The organism is Sphingopyxis sp. 550A (genome assembly GCF_053569535.1).
Genome location: NZ_CM131615.1, coordinates 2,375,000 through 2,389,901, shown reverse-complemented (window position 1 = coordinate 2,389,901; position 14,902 = coordinate 2,375,000). Strand labels below are relative to the sequence as shown.

The 14,902-nt window shown below is 66.3% G+C and carries 16 protein-coding genes and 1 tRNA gene; 5 read left to right on the top strand and 12 right to left on the bottom strand.

The genetic code is table 11. The annotated features are described in order from the left end of the window. Positions 1 to 105 precede the first annotated feature (105 nt). Positions 106 to 179, bottom strand: a tRNA-Gly gene (locus ACVENA_RS11550). A 48-nt stretch (positions 180 to 227) separates the two neighbouring features. Further along, positions 228 to 1,496 carry a bifunctional alpha/beta hydrolase/OsmC family protein gene (locus ACVENA_RS11545; protein WP_257551102.1) on the bottom strand — a complete coding sequence of 423 codons (1,269 nt, stop codon included), beginning with the start codon at positions 1,494 to 1,496 and terminating at the stop codon, positions 228 to 230. Positions 1,497 to 1,711: 215 nt separating this feature from the next. Here ACVENA_RS11545 and ACVENA_RS11540 point away from each other — a divergent pair, with 215 nt between their 5' ends. The 4 genes from ACVENA_RS11540 to ACVENA_RS11525 all read left to right on the top strand — a co-directional run bounded on the left by ACVENA_RS11540 (position 1,712) and on the right by ACVENA_RS11525 (position 5,033). Next, positions 1,712 to 1,885: a DUF1328 family protein gene (locus ACVENA_RS11540; protein ID WP_257551100.1), complete on the top strand. Its 174-nt coding sequence runs from the start codon at positions 1,712 to 1,714 to the stop codon at positions 1,883 to 1,885. A 323-nt stretch (positions 1,886 to 2,208) separates the two neighbouring features. Continuing rightward, complete coding sequence (locus ACVENA_RS11535) at positions 2,209 to 2,826, top strand: EF-hand domain-containing protein (protein ID WP_449325499.1); 618 nt, start codon at positions 2,209 to 2,211, stop codon at positions 2,824 to 2,826. A gap of 129 nt (positions 2,827 to 2,955) precedes the next feature. Next, entirely contained in the window at positions 2,956 to 3,684 is a 729-nt protein-coding gene (locus tag ACVENA_RS11530; protein WP_257551096.1) for a response regulator, read from the top strand. Further along, positions 3,681 to 5,033, top strand: coding sequence for an ATP-binding protein (locus ACVENA_RS11525; protein ID WP_449325498.1), 1,353 nt, complete (start codon positions 3,681 to 3,683; stop codon positions 5,031 to 5,033). Before ACVENA_RS11530 ends, ACVENA_RS11525 begins: the two co-directional genes overlap by 4 nt. Positions 5,034 to 5,238: 205 nt before the next feature. Here the strand turns inward: ACVENA_RS11525 and ACVENA_RS11520 are convergent, their stop codons facing one another. From ACVENA_RS11520 to ACVENA_RS11490, 7 genes are all read right to left on the bottom strand, one after another. After that, a complete protein-coding gene (locus ACVENA_RS11520; RefSeq protein WP_257551078.1) occupies positions 5,239 to 6,039 on the bottom strand; it encodes an acyl-CoA thioesterase in 801 nt (266 codons plus the stop codon). A 7-nt stretch (positions 6,040 to 6,046) separates the two neighbouring features. Next, complete coding sequence (locus tag ACVENA_RS11515) at positions 6,047 to 7,216, bottom strand: saccharopine dehydrogenase family protein (RefSeq protein ID WP_257551076.1); 1,170 nt, start codon at positions 7,214 to 7,216, stop codon at positions 6,047 to 6,049. A gap of 72 nt (positions 7,217 to 7,288) precedes the next feature. Next, positions 7,289 to 7,777: a DoxX family protein gene (locus tag ACVENA_RS11510; protein WP_257551074.1), complete on the bottom strand. Its 489-nt coding sequence runs from the start codon at positions 7,775 to 7,777 to the stop codon at positions 7,289 to 7,291. Positions 7,778 to 7,851: 74 nt separating this feature from the next. Beyond that, a complete protein-coding gene (gene dcd / locus ACVENA_RS11505; protein ID WP_257551071.1) occupies positions 7,852 to 8,406 on the bottom strand; it encodes a dCTP deaminase in 555 nt (184 codons plus the stop codon). 163 nt (positions 8,407 to 8,569) lie between these two features. Continuing rightward, positions 8,570 to 9,019, bottom strand: coding sequence for a cytidine deaminase (locus tag ACVENA_RS11500; RefSeq protein WP_257551069.1), 450 nt, complete (start codon positions 9,017 to 9,019; stop codon positions 8,570 to 8,572). After that, complete coding sequence (locus ACVENA_RS11495; protein ID WP_257551067.1) at positions 9,016 to 9,771, bottom strand: glycoside hydrolase family 25 protein; 756 nt, start codon at positions 9,769 to 9,771, stop codon at positions 9,016 to 9,018. Before ACVENA_RS11495 ends, ACVENA_RS11500 begins: the two co-directional genes overlap by 4 nt. Positions 9,772 to 9,773: 2 nt before the next feature. After that, the gene (locus tag ACVENA_RS11490) at positions 9,774 to 10,271 is read right to left on the bottom strand and encodes a UPF0262 family protein (protein WP_257551063.1); all 498 of its coding nucleotides are present in this window, start codon (positions 10,269 to 10,271) and stop codon (positions 9,774 to 9,776) included. Between the two features lie 245 nt (positions 10,272 to 10,516). Between ACVENA_RS11490 and ACVENA_RS11485 the strand changes: the two genes are divergently transcribed. Beyond that, positions 10,517 to 12,028, top strand: coding sequence for a replicative DNA helicase (locus tag ACVENA_RS11485; protein ID WP_257551061.1), 1,512 nt, complete (start codon positions 10,517 to 10,519; stop codon positions 12,026 to 12,028). A 37-nt stretch (positions 12,029 to 12,065) separates the two neighbouring features. Here ACVENA_RS11485 and ACVENA_RS11480 read toward each other — a convergent pair whose 3' ends face one another. The 3 genes from ACVENA_RS11480 to ACVENA_RS11470 are packed head-to-tail and all read right to left on the bottom strand — an operon-like array spanning position 12,066 to position 14,902. Next, positions 12,066 to 12,857: a phosphoadenylyl-sulfate reductase gene (locus ACVENA_RS11480; RefSeq protein WP_257551059.1), complete on the bottom strand. Its 792-nt coding sequence runs from the start codon at positions 12,855 to 12,857 to the stop codon at positions 12,066 to 12,068. Next, a complete protein-coding gene (locus ACVENA_RS11475) occupies positions 12,850 to 13,275 on the bottom strand; it encodes a DUF934 domain-containing protein (RefSeq protein ID WP_257551056.1) in 426 nt (141 codons plus the stop codon). The genes ACVENA_RS11480 and ACVENA_RS11475 overlap by 8 nt, the downstream gene beginning before the upstream one ends. Then, positions 13,268 to 14,902, bottom strand: a complete 1,635-nt coding sequence (locus tag ACVENA_RS11470) for a nitrite/sulfite reductase (RefSeq protein WP_257551054.1) — start codon at positions 14,900 to 14,902, stop codon at positions 13,268 to 13,270. Before ACVENA_RS11470 ends, ACVENA_RS11475 begins: the two co-directional genes overlap by 8 nt.

Here is a 14,902-nt window from a genome sequence, read left to right as displayed (position 1 = left end):
CGGGTGCGTTGAGATACGTCCGCATCAACGTGGACAGTTATAGCAAAAAAATCGGCAGAAATCAGCCGTTTTTTGGACGTTGCCGGACGTTCTCGGAAGGGGGTCTGGAGCGGGTAGCGGGAATCGAACCCGCCTAGCTAGCTTGGAAGGCTAGAGCATTACCACTATGCTATACCCGCGTGTCCAAGGCTGGCGCGATTGCCATTTTGGCTGCCTGTCGTCAAGCGCTACGCCACACCGTCCGTCGCCGGGCCTTCAGTTGCGCGGTCCATCGCTTCGCGGTGTGCCTCGGGCGGGTCGCACGGGGCAGGGGGCTCGCCTTCGGCCAAGGTAAAGCGCGACCCCTGTTCGAGCGTGCGGTGGACGGGGCAGCGCTCCGCGATTTCCATCATTCGGGTGCGTTGATCGGCGTCGAGCGCGCCTTCGATCGCGATCCGGCAGTTGAAGAGATCAGGACGTGCTTCGCCCGGCTGCCTTTCGTGGCCGACCGCGGTGCGGATCCGCGTCACCGGCCAGCCCTTGCCGTCGGCATAGAGGCGCAGCGTCATCGTCGTGCAGGCGGCGAGCGCGGCGGAGAGCAGATCGAACGGGCTCGGCCCTGACCCCAGCCCGCCGACGCCGACCGGCTCGTCGGCGAGGAAAACGTGATCGCCGGCGCTGATCACGACCTGGAATTTTCCCTCGCGCGTCTCCTCGGCTTCGGCGTCGACCTGCGCTGCGGGCGGATCGGCCGGCGGTGTGAGATAGGGCGCGGTCCACGCCGCGATCATGAAGGCGACGCGCTCTGCGTCCTGCGGCCGGCTGAGCAGATGGTCGGCGTCGTCGAGCGAGACGAAGCTCTTGGGATGGCGCGCGGCGACATAGATTTTGGTCGCATTCTCGATCCCGACGGTGTCGTCGCGCGGTGCATGCATCACGAGGAACGGGCGGCGCAATGCTGCGATGCGCGCACCCTGATCCTGCGCCCGCAGATCGTCGATGAGCCCGCGTCCGACGCGAAAGCGCCGCCCGGCGAGCAGCACGTCGGCGGCGCCCTGCGCGTCGATCGCGGCGAGCGCGGCGGGATCGAACTGGTGGAGCGTATGTGCGACGTCGAAGGGCGCGTTGATCGTCGCGACGGCGCGGATCGCGGGAAGGTTGACCGCTGCCGCGATCGCCGCCGCGCCGCCCAGGCTGTGTCCGATCAGCAGCGACGGCGGCTTGCCCTCGGCCACCAGCGCCTTCGCCGCGGCCTGAAGGTCGCGCACGTCCCACGAAAAGCGGCTGTCGGCGAAATCGCCCTCGCTGTCGCCGAGCCCCGCGAAGTCGAAGCGGAGGACGCCGATCCCTTGCCGCGCAAGCAGCCTCGCGATGCGCGTCGCGGCACGATTGTCCTTTCCGCAGGTGAAGCAATGCGCGAAGATTGCCCAGCCGCGCACGCGCCCGCCGGGCATTTCCAGCCGCCCCGAAAGCTGCTTTCCGGTCGATCCCGAAAAGCGAAACGGGCGCGTGACCATGGCGTTTTCTCCCAATCGGGCGCCGACTCCGGCGCTGCCATGCGATGGTCAGGCCTGATACGTCGATTGTCCAACAGGAACTTTCGGCCGCGGTCACCGTTTAACCAGCGCACTCGATAGATAGAAAACAAGGCGCGACAGCGGGTCGTCCTCCCAAACGGCATATGCCGGTTCGGGATGCTGCCCCGTGCGTCCGCCGGACAAGGAGAATTCGGATGTTCAAATGGGCTCTGATCTTTGCCGTGATCGCGTTGCTTGCGGCGGTGCTCGGTTTTGGCGGCATCGCGGGGGCCGCGGCCGGTATCGCGAAAATCCTGTTCTTCGTCGGCCTGGCGCTGGTCGTCCTGTTCCTCGTTCTCGGCGCGGCGGCGGCGAAGAAGATCACCTGAGCCGCCGGGCGTCCTTCCCGGCCCTATTTTCACCGCGCGGGGAACCATCGGGCAGGGCAGGCGTTTCATTGATCTACTTGATCGAAAGAATGAGTAGGATTTGGCTCGCATCTTCGGATGGAGCCTAGGGAAGCCCCGCCGCAGAGATGCGACGGGGCTTACTCGTTTCCGGCGGTTGTCCGCTTGCGGCTCCATGAACGGCGCGACGATTTTGCGACAATTTGCGACAATTTTTCGCCCATCCGGCAAGGGCGTGGGACAAACCGCGCCTAGAACCGTCTCATCGGGACGCACCGCCGTCCCCCTGATGAGGAGTTCGTTACGTGAAGAAGAAACTCAGTTTCCTGACCCTGGGCGCGGCGCTGATCGCCGTTCCCGTGCTCGCGGCGCCGGGCGGCGCCAAGGGCGATGCCAACGCCACGCTGACCCGCGCCGAGGCGCAGGCCCATGCCGCCGAGCGGTTCGCGAAGATGGATGCCAACAAGGATGGCAAGATCGACGCGAGCGACCGCGCCGCGCGCCGCGCCGCGATGCAGACCAAGATGTTCGAGCGGCTCGATGCGAACAAGGACGGCAGCATCAGCAAGGCGGAGTGGGACCAGCACAGCGCCGATCGCGCCGCGAAGCGCGGCGAGAAGCGTGCCGACGCCGGTGCGACCGAAGGCAAGCGCGGCATGCGCGGTCATCACGGGATGCGCGGTGGACGCCATGGCATGCGTGGCGGCATGATGATGGGCAAGGCCGACACGAACGGCGACAAGGCGATCAGCCAGGCCAAGTTCGAGACCGCGGCGCTCGCTCGCTTCGATGCGGCCGACGCGAACAAGGACGGCCAGGTGACCGCCGAGGAACGCGCTGCGCAGCGTGAGGCATGGAAAGCGAAGGCGGCCGAGTGGCGCGCCAAGCGCGCCGCCGCCCCGGCCGCTCCCGCCAGCGAATAAGCCATTTGGCAGGGGTGGCGGCAGGACAGCCATCCCCCTCCCGGCATTGCCTTTGCGTGCCGTCCCTGCCAGCTATCGCCCACCGGCCTCCCGCGGGCCGGTGGGCGAACTATATTTGATGGACGACGCATGACCGATATGCCGCGCATCCTGTTGATCGACGACGAACCCTCGATCCGCGAACCCCTGTCCGAATATCTGGAGGCGCAGGGTTTTGCCGTGTCCGACGCGGCGAGCGCCGCCGAGGCGCGGTCGGTGTTGCGTGCGCAGAGCGTCGATCTGGTGGTCAGCGACATCATGATGCCGGGCGAGGACGGGCTGTCGCTCACCCGCCACCTGCGCGAGACGAGCAGCATCCCCGTCATCCTGCTCACCGCGCGCGCCGAGGACACCGAACGCATCATCGGGCTGGAGATCGGCGCCGACGATTATGTCGTCAAACCCTTCAACCCGCGCGAACTGGTCGCGCGAATCCGCACCGTGCTGCGCCGGACGCAGGCGAACGGCCGCGCGCTCGACCCCGGCGGGACGAGCTATGCCTTCGGCCCCTGGGTGCTGCGCGAGGTCGAGCGCGTGCTCGTCGACGAGGCGGGTGCGGAGGTCGCGCTGTCGTCGGGCGAATATCATCTGCTCCATGCGCTCGTCCGCCATCCGCGCCAGGTGATGAGCCGCGACCGGCTGCTCGACCTCGTGCGCGGGCGCGAGGCTGACATCTTCGACCGTGCGATCGACAATCTGGTCAGCCGCCTGCGCAAGAAGATCGAGGTCGATCCCGCGCACCCGCAACTCGTCAAGACCGTGTGGGGCGGGGGCTATACGCTCGCCTGCGAGGTCCGGCGGATGGGCCCGGCGGCGTGACCCTGCGCCTGTGGCCCCGCAGCCTTGTCGGCCAGCTTGTCTTCGCGGTCGCGGTGATGCTGTTCATCGCGCAGGCGGTCAATTTCGTGCTGCTGTCGCGTGGGCAGCGGCAGCAGAGCTTCGCGCACGGCGGCGGCATGGCGGTGGCGCGGATCATCGATGCGATCGAGCGCGACCGGCGCGGCGACACGCGGCGTCCTCAGGACACACGCGCCCAGGATTCGCGTGAGGCGCGCGAGCGCAACCAGCGGCTCGTCATCTCGGACCTGCCGCCCCCCGTGCCGCCGGGCGCGGCGCATCTCCCCGACCTCGCCGCCTATGTCGCGGGTCTGCTCGACGAGGCGGAAATCCCCGCTCAGGAGGTCGATGCCTGGGTGCTGCCGCAGCGCCAACGCACGGCGCGCGCCGACATGCCGCGGCCGGTCTTCGTCAGCGCTAAAGTCGGCGACCGCTATTTCGCCGTGCGCACGCGTATCGGCCCAGGCAGCAACCGGATTCAGGGCTTTCTGATCTGGCAGACGCTGTCGCTCTATCTGCTGCTGCTGATCCCGATCATGGTCATCGCCTGGCGTGCCGCCGCGCCGCTACGCGGGCTGACCCGCGCCGCGCGGACCAATCCGGGGCTGCGCGACGCGATCCCGCTGGCCGAGAAGGGGCCATCGGACGTTCGCGATCTGATCGCCGCCTTCAACGGCTATCGCGCGCGGATCGCGACGATGCTGTCGGACAAGGATCGGATGCTCGGCGCGGTCGGGCACGATCTGCGCACCCCACTCGCTAGCCTGCGCGTGCGCGTCGAGCAGGTCGAGGATGCGACATTGCGCGACAAGATGATCGCTTCGATCGAGGAAATGACCGCGATGCTCGCCGACATTTTGGCGCTCGCCCGCTCAGGCGCTGGGACCGAAGCGCAGGAGCGCATCGACCTCGGCGCGCTGCTCGGCGAACTGGCGGGCGATTATTGCGAACAGGGCAAGGATGTGAGCCTGGGCGACGTCGCTCCGGCGATGGTGCGGGCGCGCCCGATGCTGCTCCGTCGTGCGCTGCGCAACCTGATCGACAATGCGCTGGCCTATGGTATCCGCGCCCGGCTGTCGGTGGCGGTTGACGGCGGGATGGCGCGGATCGTCGTGTCCGACGATGGGCCCGGCCTGACCCCCGAACAGATCGCTACGCTGATCGAACCCTTCGCGCGCGGCGAGCAGTCGCGCAACCGCGCGACCGGCGGCGCGGGACTGGGCCTGTCGATCGCGCGCGACATTGCCGAGGGGGAGGGCAGTTCGCTGACCCTCGCGGCGCGGGCGGAAGGCGGACTCGACGCGATCATCGAACTGCCGGTCCAAGCGTAAGGCGGCGTTGGGTTGAGAGCTGCCCCTTCCTAACTTTCGTCATTCCCGCTTTCGCGAGAATGACGAAGATAAGAGATGCTGCGCGCGACTTTCAGTCTCTCGTCATCCCGGACTTGATCCGGGATCCATTCTCTCGGCGCCGGATGAATGGATCCCGGATCAAGTCCGGGATGACGATGCAAGATGGGCCGGCTTCCGGTCGTTATCAGGCGTAGATCGCGATTCCCTGGCTGCCGCTCAGCACCGGCTCGCCGGCACGGTTCCAGATCATCATGTCCTGCACCGAAAAGCCGCCGCGGGCATAAGCGGTCTTCGCCGACAGCAGCCACCAGCCGTCGTCGGTCGCGGGCGTGCCGTTCAGCATGTTGACCGTCCAGTTCATCGAACTGATCGGGCCGAATTCGCTGAACAGCGCCATCGCCGCGGGCGGCAGCGCGTCGCCGAGGGCGAGCAGCGCGACCGCCGGGTGGCACGCGGGCTGTTCGGTGAAGCGCACCCAGGTCAGATATTCGCCGCTCTCCTGCTTCCAGCCGAAGCGCGGGCCGGTGGTCGGCCGCATGTCGAAATGCCTGGCGAAGGCCGGGCGCACCTTGTGCTCGGGCACGGGTTGCAGGCTCTCCGGGGCGGGCGCGTTGGGCATGGTCAGACGGTTGTGGTCGAGATGGCTCGCGCGGTCGCCCGAAAAGGCAAAGACCGCGGCGGTGCCGAATCCTTGCTCGCTCGACACGCCGGCGTCGACGAACAGGCTCGATTTCGACTGGCGCAGCACGCGCGTCTCGACCCTGCAATCACCGCCGACCGGGCCGACGAAACTGATCTGGGCATAGCGCAGCGGGGTTTCGGTCGGATGCAGCAGCATCGTTCCGGCGAGCGCGACCGCCGAACTGATCCCGCCATAGGCGGTGCGGCCCTGCATCCAGCCTTCGCCGATATGCGCGGTCGCGGCATCGCCGTCGACGCGCAAGGTGGAGAGCAGCGCATCGAGTGCGCTGGGAGAGGTCGTCATCGCTTTCCTATTCTTCGATCTGGAAGGTCAGCCCCGCATTCGCGGTCAGCCGGTCGATCAGCGCCTGCCCGAGCAGCGCGCCGGGTGTCCAGACGCCGCCGTCACCCTTGTTTTCGAGAAGCGCCATGCCGGTCTCCGCGAGCATCTTCGACGTCGAGCCATAGCCCGGGTCGCGGTCGCCCTGAACGCTGGCGCGGATCGTCGTGCCGTCCGGATATTCGCCGACGAACAGGATGTCGTAGAAGCCGTTCTCGCGCTCTTCCTTGCTCGGCCCCTCGCCGGGTTGCAGCTTGGCGTCGCCGAAGGGGTTCGCCTTCGCCATCGCTTCGGCCATCGCCTTGCCTGCGTCGCCGATCGTCGTCATCACCATCTCATCATAGACGAGATCCGCGCCCCACCGATGTCCGAGTAGATAATTGGTGCGGTGGATATTCTTGGTGTTGATCGGCGCCATCACGAAGGGCGCGGTCCAGGTGCCGGTCGCGCCGTCATATTCGGGGATCAGACCCGTCGGCTGCGACGGCCCCTCGAAGCCCGGCGTCAGCGCGAAGCTCGATTTGAGCAGCAGCGCAAGCGACGGCTTCTTCGCCACCGCTTTCAGCGTTTCGGTCAGGCTGGCGATCGTGCCGCCCGAGGCGCCGCCGGCCATCTTGCGGACGCGGCCCTTGACGCGCGGCGCGGGCTTGCCATGGCGCTTCACCGCCTCGGCCTGCAGGAACAGCACGCCGAGATCGAACGGGATCGAATCGAAGCCGCAGGAAAAGGTGATCCGCGCGCCCGAGGCCTTCGCCGCGTCCTGATGCGCGTCGATCATCTCGCGCATCCAGCCGGGCTCGCCGCAGAGGTCGGCATAGGCGGTGCCGGCCCGGACGCAGGCGGCGACGAGCGCGTCGCCGTAAAGCTGATACGGGCCAACGGTGGTGAGCACGACCTTCGTGCGGGCGGCCATCGCGTCGAGGCTCGCGGGATCGCTCGCGTCGGCGACGATCAGCGGGGTTTCTTCGTCGGCGCCGATCAGGTCGCGCACCTCGGCGAGCTTGGCGAGGCTGCGCCCCGCCATCGCCCATTTTGGGGCGTCCTTGCGGCTCTTGTAGTGGTGCGCGAGATATTCGGCGACGAGGCGGCCGGTAAAGCCCGTCGCGCCATAGACGATGATGTCGAGATCGCGGGATGCCATGGAAAACCCTCCCTTTACGTAAACGTTAAGTGAAGGCTAGCGCAGGCGGGCTGCGATGCCAAGCGCGAAGCGTCAGAAGCGCCACCAGGGGCGCTTGACGACGACCGGCGCGCCCGCGGCTTCGGCCTGACCTTCGGCGCGCGCGGCGCGGAGTTCGGCATTGTGTGCCTCGATCTCGTCGCGGCGCCTGCGGCGGAGCGCGTCATAGCTCCAACGCGTGTGCCCATAGCCGAAGAGGCAGAGCAGACCACCCGCGATCGCCAGATTCTTCATCGCGGCCATCGCCTGCATGGGATCGGTGAAGTCGCGGTGGAAGAAGAGGATCGTCAGCAGCACGAAGCCCGCGAGCAGCAGCGAGAAAGCCCGCGCATAGATGCCGAGCGCGATGCAGACGCCCGCGACCAGCTCGAATAATCCGGTAGGAACGGCCAGCCAGCCGGGCAGGCCGGCGGCGGAGATCATCGCATTGGTATCGGTGACGTGGATCAGCTTGTTGATCCCCGACACGATAAAGATCAGCGCGATGAACAGGCGGCCGATGAAGACGGCGATCATGGACATAGGGCATCCTCCAACATGCGCCCCGTCCGCTTGTGCGGAAAGGACGCGCGAGAGGGCGCGGCGGTTCCGCGGATTTACAGCTTGGGCAGCGTGACGCCCTTCTGCCCCATATATTTGCCCGCGCGGTCGGCGTAGCTCGTCTCGCATGGCTCGTTGCCCTGCAGGAACAGGAACTGGCACGCGCCTTCATTGGCATAGATTTTCGCGGGCAGGGGGGTGGTGTTCGAAAACTCGAGCGTCACATGGCCTTCCCAGCCCGGTTCGAGGGGGGTGACGTTGACGATGATGCCGCAGCGCGCATAGGTCGACTTGCCGAGGCAGATGACGAGCACGTCGCGCGGAATGCGGAAATATTCGACCGTGCGCGCGAGCGCGAAGCTGTTCGGCGGGATGATGCAGACGTCGGTTTCGCGGTCGACGAAGCTGTTCGACGCGAAATCCTTGGGGTCCACGACCGCGCTGTCGACGTTGGTGAAAATCTTGAATTCGGGCGCGACGCGGGCGTCATAGCCGTAGGAGGAGAGGCCGTAGCTGATGCAGCCGTCGCGGCGCTGGGCCTCGACGAATGGCTCGATCATCCCCTGCGTCTGGGCGGCTTCGCGAATCCATTTGTCGGAAAGAATGCTCATACGGCTGTCTTGTCGGGCCCGCGTGTTTTGCGCAAGCCGATGTTTCAAACCGCGCCCCTGCGAAGGCAGGGGCCCATCACCCGCCGCTGCGATACCAGGCAAGCGTTGGCAGGATGTCGATCGGCTCGGAGATGGGCCCCTGCCTTCGCAGGGGCACAGCCGCCTAATCGATCAACCCAAGATCCTTCGGCCCGAAGGACGCGGGGAGCAGTTCGCTGAGCCGATAGCTCTTCACCGCACCGCCGTCGCCCGAAGCGCAGTGGATGAGGATGTCGGTCTTCGACCGCTCGGCGGCTTCATTCAATATCTGGCGGCAGCGGCCGCAGGGATGCACGGGATCGCTGCCGATCAGCGCGTCGCCGTCGGGACGCCCGCCGACGATCGCGACTTCGGCGAGCTCGCCGATCCAGCCCTCGTTCGCGATCTTCGCGACCGCGCTCGTCTCGGCGCAGAGGGTGAGCCCATAGCTTGCATTCTCGACATTGGCTCCGGTGACGACGTCGCCATTTTTGAGCAAAAGCGCGGCGCCGACATGAAAGCCCGAATAAGGCGCATAGGCGCGCGTCGCGGCATCGCGCGCGGCGTCGATCAGGGCGGCTTTTCCATCGCTCATCGCATCTCTCCTTTGGGACGCAGCACATTCCATCCGACCGTCCCGTCGGCGCCCGACACTCGAAGATAATGGTTCGCCTGCCACATCGTCCAGGGATGCGCGCCATAATCGGGCTCGAAGAAGTCGCTGCGCATCGCCGCGGTGCGGAAAATCGCCCCCGTCACGCCATAGTCGGCTTCGAACCCCGCGCTGGGCGCGATCAGGCTTTCCTGCCCCATATGCGCTTCGATCTGCGCGAGGAAGGTTGCGAGTTCAGAGCGCAGCAGCGCGCGCGTCGGGCGGTCGGGGCAGTGGTCATCGAAATCGAGCCAGACGACCGACGGCATCATGTCGGCGCGGCGGGGCACGTGGCGGATGAAGTTCGCGGCCTGGTCGGTCGCGAGGCCGCAGAGGCTGTAGCGATGGATGACCCCGACCGGAATCCCCGCCGCGCGTGCGCCCGCCAGATTGCGCTGGAACATCGGATCGACGTCCTTGTCGCCTGCCGTCGCCACCACATAGGCAAAATCGGCGCCCGCGGCCTTGATCGAGCCCCAGCGCACCTCGCCGTTGCTCGCGTCGATCGTCACCCCCTGGGTCGGGAAGAGTTCGCGCGACGGTGTCCAGCGTGACGCCCACCAGAGCGCGAGACCGGCAAGCAGGAACACCAGGACCAGCGCGCCGCCGATCCGGCGGAGGACGCGCACCGCCGCGCTGCGCCAATCGCGGGGCGGCGTGGCTGCCTTGCCTCTGCTGCGTGCCCCCGTCGCCATCGTCAGCCCTTGATGTGGAGGACGCAGATCAGCGTGAACAATCGCCGAGCGGTGTCGAAATCGACCGCGATCTTGCCGTCGAGCCGGTCCATCAGCATCTCGGCCGCTTCGTTGTGCAGCCCGCGCCGCGCCATATCGACGGTCTCGATCTGCTGCGCGGTCGCGGTCTTGATGGCCTGATAATAAGAGTCGCAGATCGCGAAATAATCGCGGATCGGGCGGCGGAAACGGCCGAGGCCGAGGATGATCGCCTCCAGCGGCGAATGATCCTCGCGGCTGAGCTCGAAGATCAGCCGGCCGTCCTCGACGCGCAGCCGCAGCCGATAGGGACCGGCATAGCCGTCGGGGTGGCCGCGCTGCGGAACGAAGCGGTTTTCCTCGAGGATATCGAAAATCGCGACGCGCCGTTCCTGCTCGACGTCGGGGTTGCGCCAGATGATCGAGCCCTCGTCGAGGTCGATCGAGATGATGCGCTGTTGGGAGGGGGCGGCGTCGGACATGCTGTCCGTGCTTCTACCTGCCGCGCCGCGAAGGGCAAGGGGGGCGGATGTCACCATCCTCTTAGTCCGTTCGTGTCGAGCGAAGTCGAGACACCCATCGAGCTTGCCCCACCCCGAGGGGTGTCTCGACTTCGCTCGACACGAACGGGTTTTTTTAGACTTATGCACAGACCGCCCACAGCAATAATGCAGAATGCACGATCATCCGTTGCGCAGGCTCAAGCGGCGGCGCATGATACCGCCCCATGCCCGAACTCGCCCTCTTTCCCACCCCGGCCGCAACCGGGGAAGACCGCCAATTGCCCCGTAATATCGAGGCTGAGGCCGCGTTTCTCGGCGCGATCCTGATCGACAATCGAGTCGTCGAGGATCTGCCCGTCGCGCTGACCCCCGATCACTTCTTCGAGCCGCTCCACGGCCGCATCTTTCAGCAGACGATGGCGCTGATCGAGCGCAACAGCATCGCGACCCCGGTGACGCTCAAGCCTTTCTTCGAAGCCGACGAGGCGATGAAGGCGGTCGGCGGGGTCGGCTATCTCGCGCAGCTCACCGGCAGCGGCGCCGGGCTGATCGGCGCGCGCGATTTCGCGCGGCAGATTTTCGACCTCGCGCTGCTGCGCGAACTCGTCGGCGTCGGCCGCACCCTTGTCGATAGCGCGCTCGACACGAGCGAAAGCGTCGATCCGCAGGCGCAGATCGAGGAAGCCGAAACCGCGCTCTACCGCGTTGCGGGCGGCGAGGCCGAAATGGGGACGGTCAAGAGCTTCAACGCCGCGAGCCTCACCGCGCTGCAGGCGGCCGAGCGCGCGCTCAATTCGGGCGGGCACCTGTCGGGGATCACCACCGGCATCGGCAGCATGAACGCCAAGATCGGCGGCATGCATAACAGCGACTTGATGATCCTCGCGGGCCGTCCGGGCATGGGCAAGACCTCGCTCGCGACCAACATCGCCTATAATGCCGCCGAGCGTTTCCGCCGCGACGAAGAAGACGGCATCCCGCCCGAAAAGAATATGGGCGCGAAGGTTGCCTTCTTCAGCCTCGAAATGTCTGCCGACCAGCTCGCGACGCGTGTCCTCGCCGAGCAATCGGGGGTATCGGGCGAAGCGCTGCGCATGGGCAAGATCAGCAAGGAGCAGTTCCAGCAATTGAGCCGCGCCGCGCAGGCGCTCCAGACGCTGCCCCTGTTCATCGACGACACGCCGGGGCTGACGATCGCGGGCCTGCGCACCCGCGCGCGGCGGTTGCAGCGGCGCCACGGCATCGGCTTCATCATCGTCGATTATCTCCAGCTTCTTCAGGGCTCGTCGCGGAGCGGCGATAATCGCGTGCAGGAAATTTCCGAAATCTCGCGTGGATTGAAGACATTGGCGAAGGAACTTAATGTTCCGGTCATGGCGCTCTCGCAGCTCAGTCGTCAGGTCGAAAGCCGCGAGGACAAGCGGCCGCAGCTTTCCGACCTGCGCGAATCGGGCTCGATCGAGCAGGACGCCGACATGGTGCTCTTCGTGTTCCGTGAGGATTATTATGTCGCGGCGCGCGAGCCCAAGCGCCCGGTCGAGGGCGACGACGTCAAGATTCACGCCGCGCACGAGGAATGGGCGGCCGAGATGGAGCGCGTCTTCGGCTTGGCCGAAGTCATCGTCGCCAAATCGCGTCACGGCTCGACCGGCAAGGTGCGCCTGCACTTCGAGGCGAAGACGACGAAGTTCAGCGATCTCGCCGACGAGAGCCAGGCCTATGCGGATTATGAATAAATAACGTCGCCCCAGCGAAAGCTGGGGCGACGAGTAGTCAGAACGCCGGATCGTTCGCCGGATCGTCGTCGATCGGCGTCACCGCGGTGTGGATACCGCATTCGGTCTTGTCCCAGCCGCGCCAGCGGCCCGCGCGGGGATCTTCGCCGGGCTTGACCTTCGAGGTGCAGGGCGAGCAGCCGATCGAGGGATAGCCCTCGGCCTCGAGCGGGTGGCGTGGCAGGTCGTGCGCCGCGAAATAGGCGTCGAGGTCTTCGCGCGTCCAGTTGGCGAGCGGGTTGAACTTCAGGCGTCCGGTGCCGCCGTCGAGCTCGAAGCGCGGCAGGCCGGTGCGGGTCGACGCCTGGAAACCCTTGCGGCCGGTGATCGACGTGTCGAAATCGGTCAGCGCCTTTTCGAGCGGCTTGACCTTGCGAATCTCGCAGCAGCCGTCGGGGTCGTAGGACCAGCGCAGCTCGGTCGCATCCTTCGCCGCGAGTTCGTCCGGATCGGGCGTGACAGTGACCAGATTGAGCCCGAGCTTCGCTGCCAGTTCGTCGCGATAGGCGAGCGTTTCGGGAAAATGCTTGCCGGTGTCGAGGAACAGCACCGGCATATCGGGGGCGGCGCGCGTCACGAGGTGCAGCAGCACCGCGCTCTCGGCGCCGAAGCTCGACACGATCGCGGTGTCGCCGAGCAGCCCCGCGCCGATCACGCTCGCGACCGCTTCCGCCGCATCCTGGCCGCGGAACAGATTGTTGAGGCGGATGACGTCGGCCTGCGTGAAGCGTGGCGCCACGTCGATCCGGTCGCGGGTGCGGTCTTCGGGCAGGGCCTTCACCTCAGCCATGCCTCAGCTTCCAGATCGGCACGGCGCCGTCGGCGGCGTGCTGATACACGTTCGCATAGCGGCTGAGCGATGCGTCGACGTCGGCGCGGTTCAGCCCCGCCTGCGGCGCGAAGCTGTCGAAGCCGCAGCGGCGCATGAAGAAGACGAGGTCGACGAGCACATCGCCCTCGGCGCGCAGTTCACCCTCATAGCCCGCCTCGCGCAGAATGCGCGCCGACGTGAAACAGCGGCCGTCGCGAAAGCGCGGGATGCCGATCTCGACCAGCTTGACGCGGGCGAGGTGCGGGATCAGCTGGCGCGGATCGTCGCCCGCCTCGATGCGGACGGCGCTGGCGCTATCCTGTTCGAGAAAGGCGTCGAGCGAGACCGCGGGCTCCTCGATCGGGTCGTCGTTCCGGAAACGCAGCGCATCAGCCATAAATAGCCTCCTTGAAGGCGTCGAAGCCGACGCGGCGATAGGTGTCGAGAAAGCGCTCGCCGGGATCGCGGAGCGTGCGATAACATTCGACCGCGCGCTCGACCGCGTCGACGACGCCGTCCTCGTCGAAGCCGGGGCCGGTGATCTTGGCCTGCGTCGTATCCTCCGCGCCCGAACCGCCGAGCAGGAGTTGGTAATTCTCGGTCCCCTTGCGGTCGACGCCGAGGATGCCGATGTGCCCGGCATGGTGGTGGCCGCAGGCGTTGATGCACCCCGAAATCTTGATCTTGAGCTCGCCGAGGTCGCGCTGACGGTCCATGTCCGCGAAACGCTGCTGAATCTTCTGTGCGACCGGGATCGAGCGCGCATTGGCGAGGGTGCAATAATCGAGACCGGGGCAGGCGATGACGTCGGTGACGAGGTCGAGGTTCGCGTCGGCGAGCTTCGCCTCGCGCAGCGCTTCCCATACCGCGTAGAGGTCGACCTTGCGGACATGCGGCAGGACGAGGTTCTGCGCGTGGGTCACACGGACGTCGTCGAAGCTGTAGCGCTCGGCAAGGTCGGCGACGACCTCCATCTGTTCGGCGGTGACGTCGCCTCCGATGCCGCCGATCGGCTTCAGGCTGATGTTGGCGATCGCATAGCCCGGCGCCTTATGCGCGATGACCTGCTGATCGACCCACAGGGCGAAGTCGGGGTCCGACCGGTCGATCTCCTCGGACAGGCCCGTCTCGAACGGCGGCGGGGTGAAATAGGCCGCGATGCGGTCATATTCGGCCTGCGGGAAATCGGTGCCGAGGGTCAGGAAATGTTGGAACGCTTCCTCGACCTGGCGGCGGAATTCTTCTTCGCCCAGATCGTGGACGAGGATTTTCATCCGCTGCTTGTGGATATTGTCGCGCCGCGCATGGAGGTTCCATACACGCAGGATCGCCTGGATGTACGAGAAGATCTGCGCCGCCGGGCAGAAGTCGCGAATCTTGTAGGCGATGAAGGGGGTGCGCCCCATGCCGCCGCCGGCATAGACCTCAAAGCCTTCCTCGCCCGCTTCGTTGCGCACGATGCGCAGTGCGCAGTCGTGCCAGCGCAGCGCCGCGCGGTCGGCGGGCGACGAGATGACGCAGATCTTGAACTTGCGCGGCAAATAGCTGAATTCGGGGTGAAAGCTCGTCGCCTGCCGCAGCAACTCGGCCCAGGGACGCGGGTCGCAGATCTCGTCGGCGGCGGCGCCCGCATATTGGTCGGCGGAGATGTTGCGGATGCTCTCGCCGCTGGTCTGGATCGCGTGCATCTCGACCGTCGCCAGCTCGGCGAGGATGTCGGGTGCCTCCTCCAGCTTGATCCAGTGATATTGGAGATTCTGCCGCGTCGTGAAATGGCCGTAGCCGCGATCATATTTGCGCGCGATCTCGGCGAGCTTGCGAAGCTGGCGCGAATCGAGCGTGCCATAGGGAATGGCGACGCGCAGCATATAGGCGTGAAGCTGAAGATAGAGGCCGTTCTTGAGCCGCAGCGGCTTGAACTGGTCGTCGTTCATGTCGCCGGCGATGCGGCGGCGGACCTGGTCGCGGAAATCCTCGACGCGGGCATCGACCATCGCTTGGTCGTACTGGTCATATTTATACAT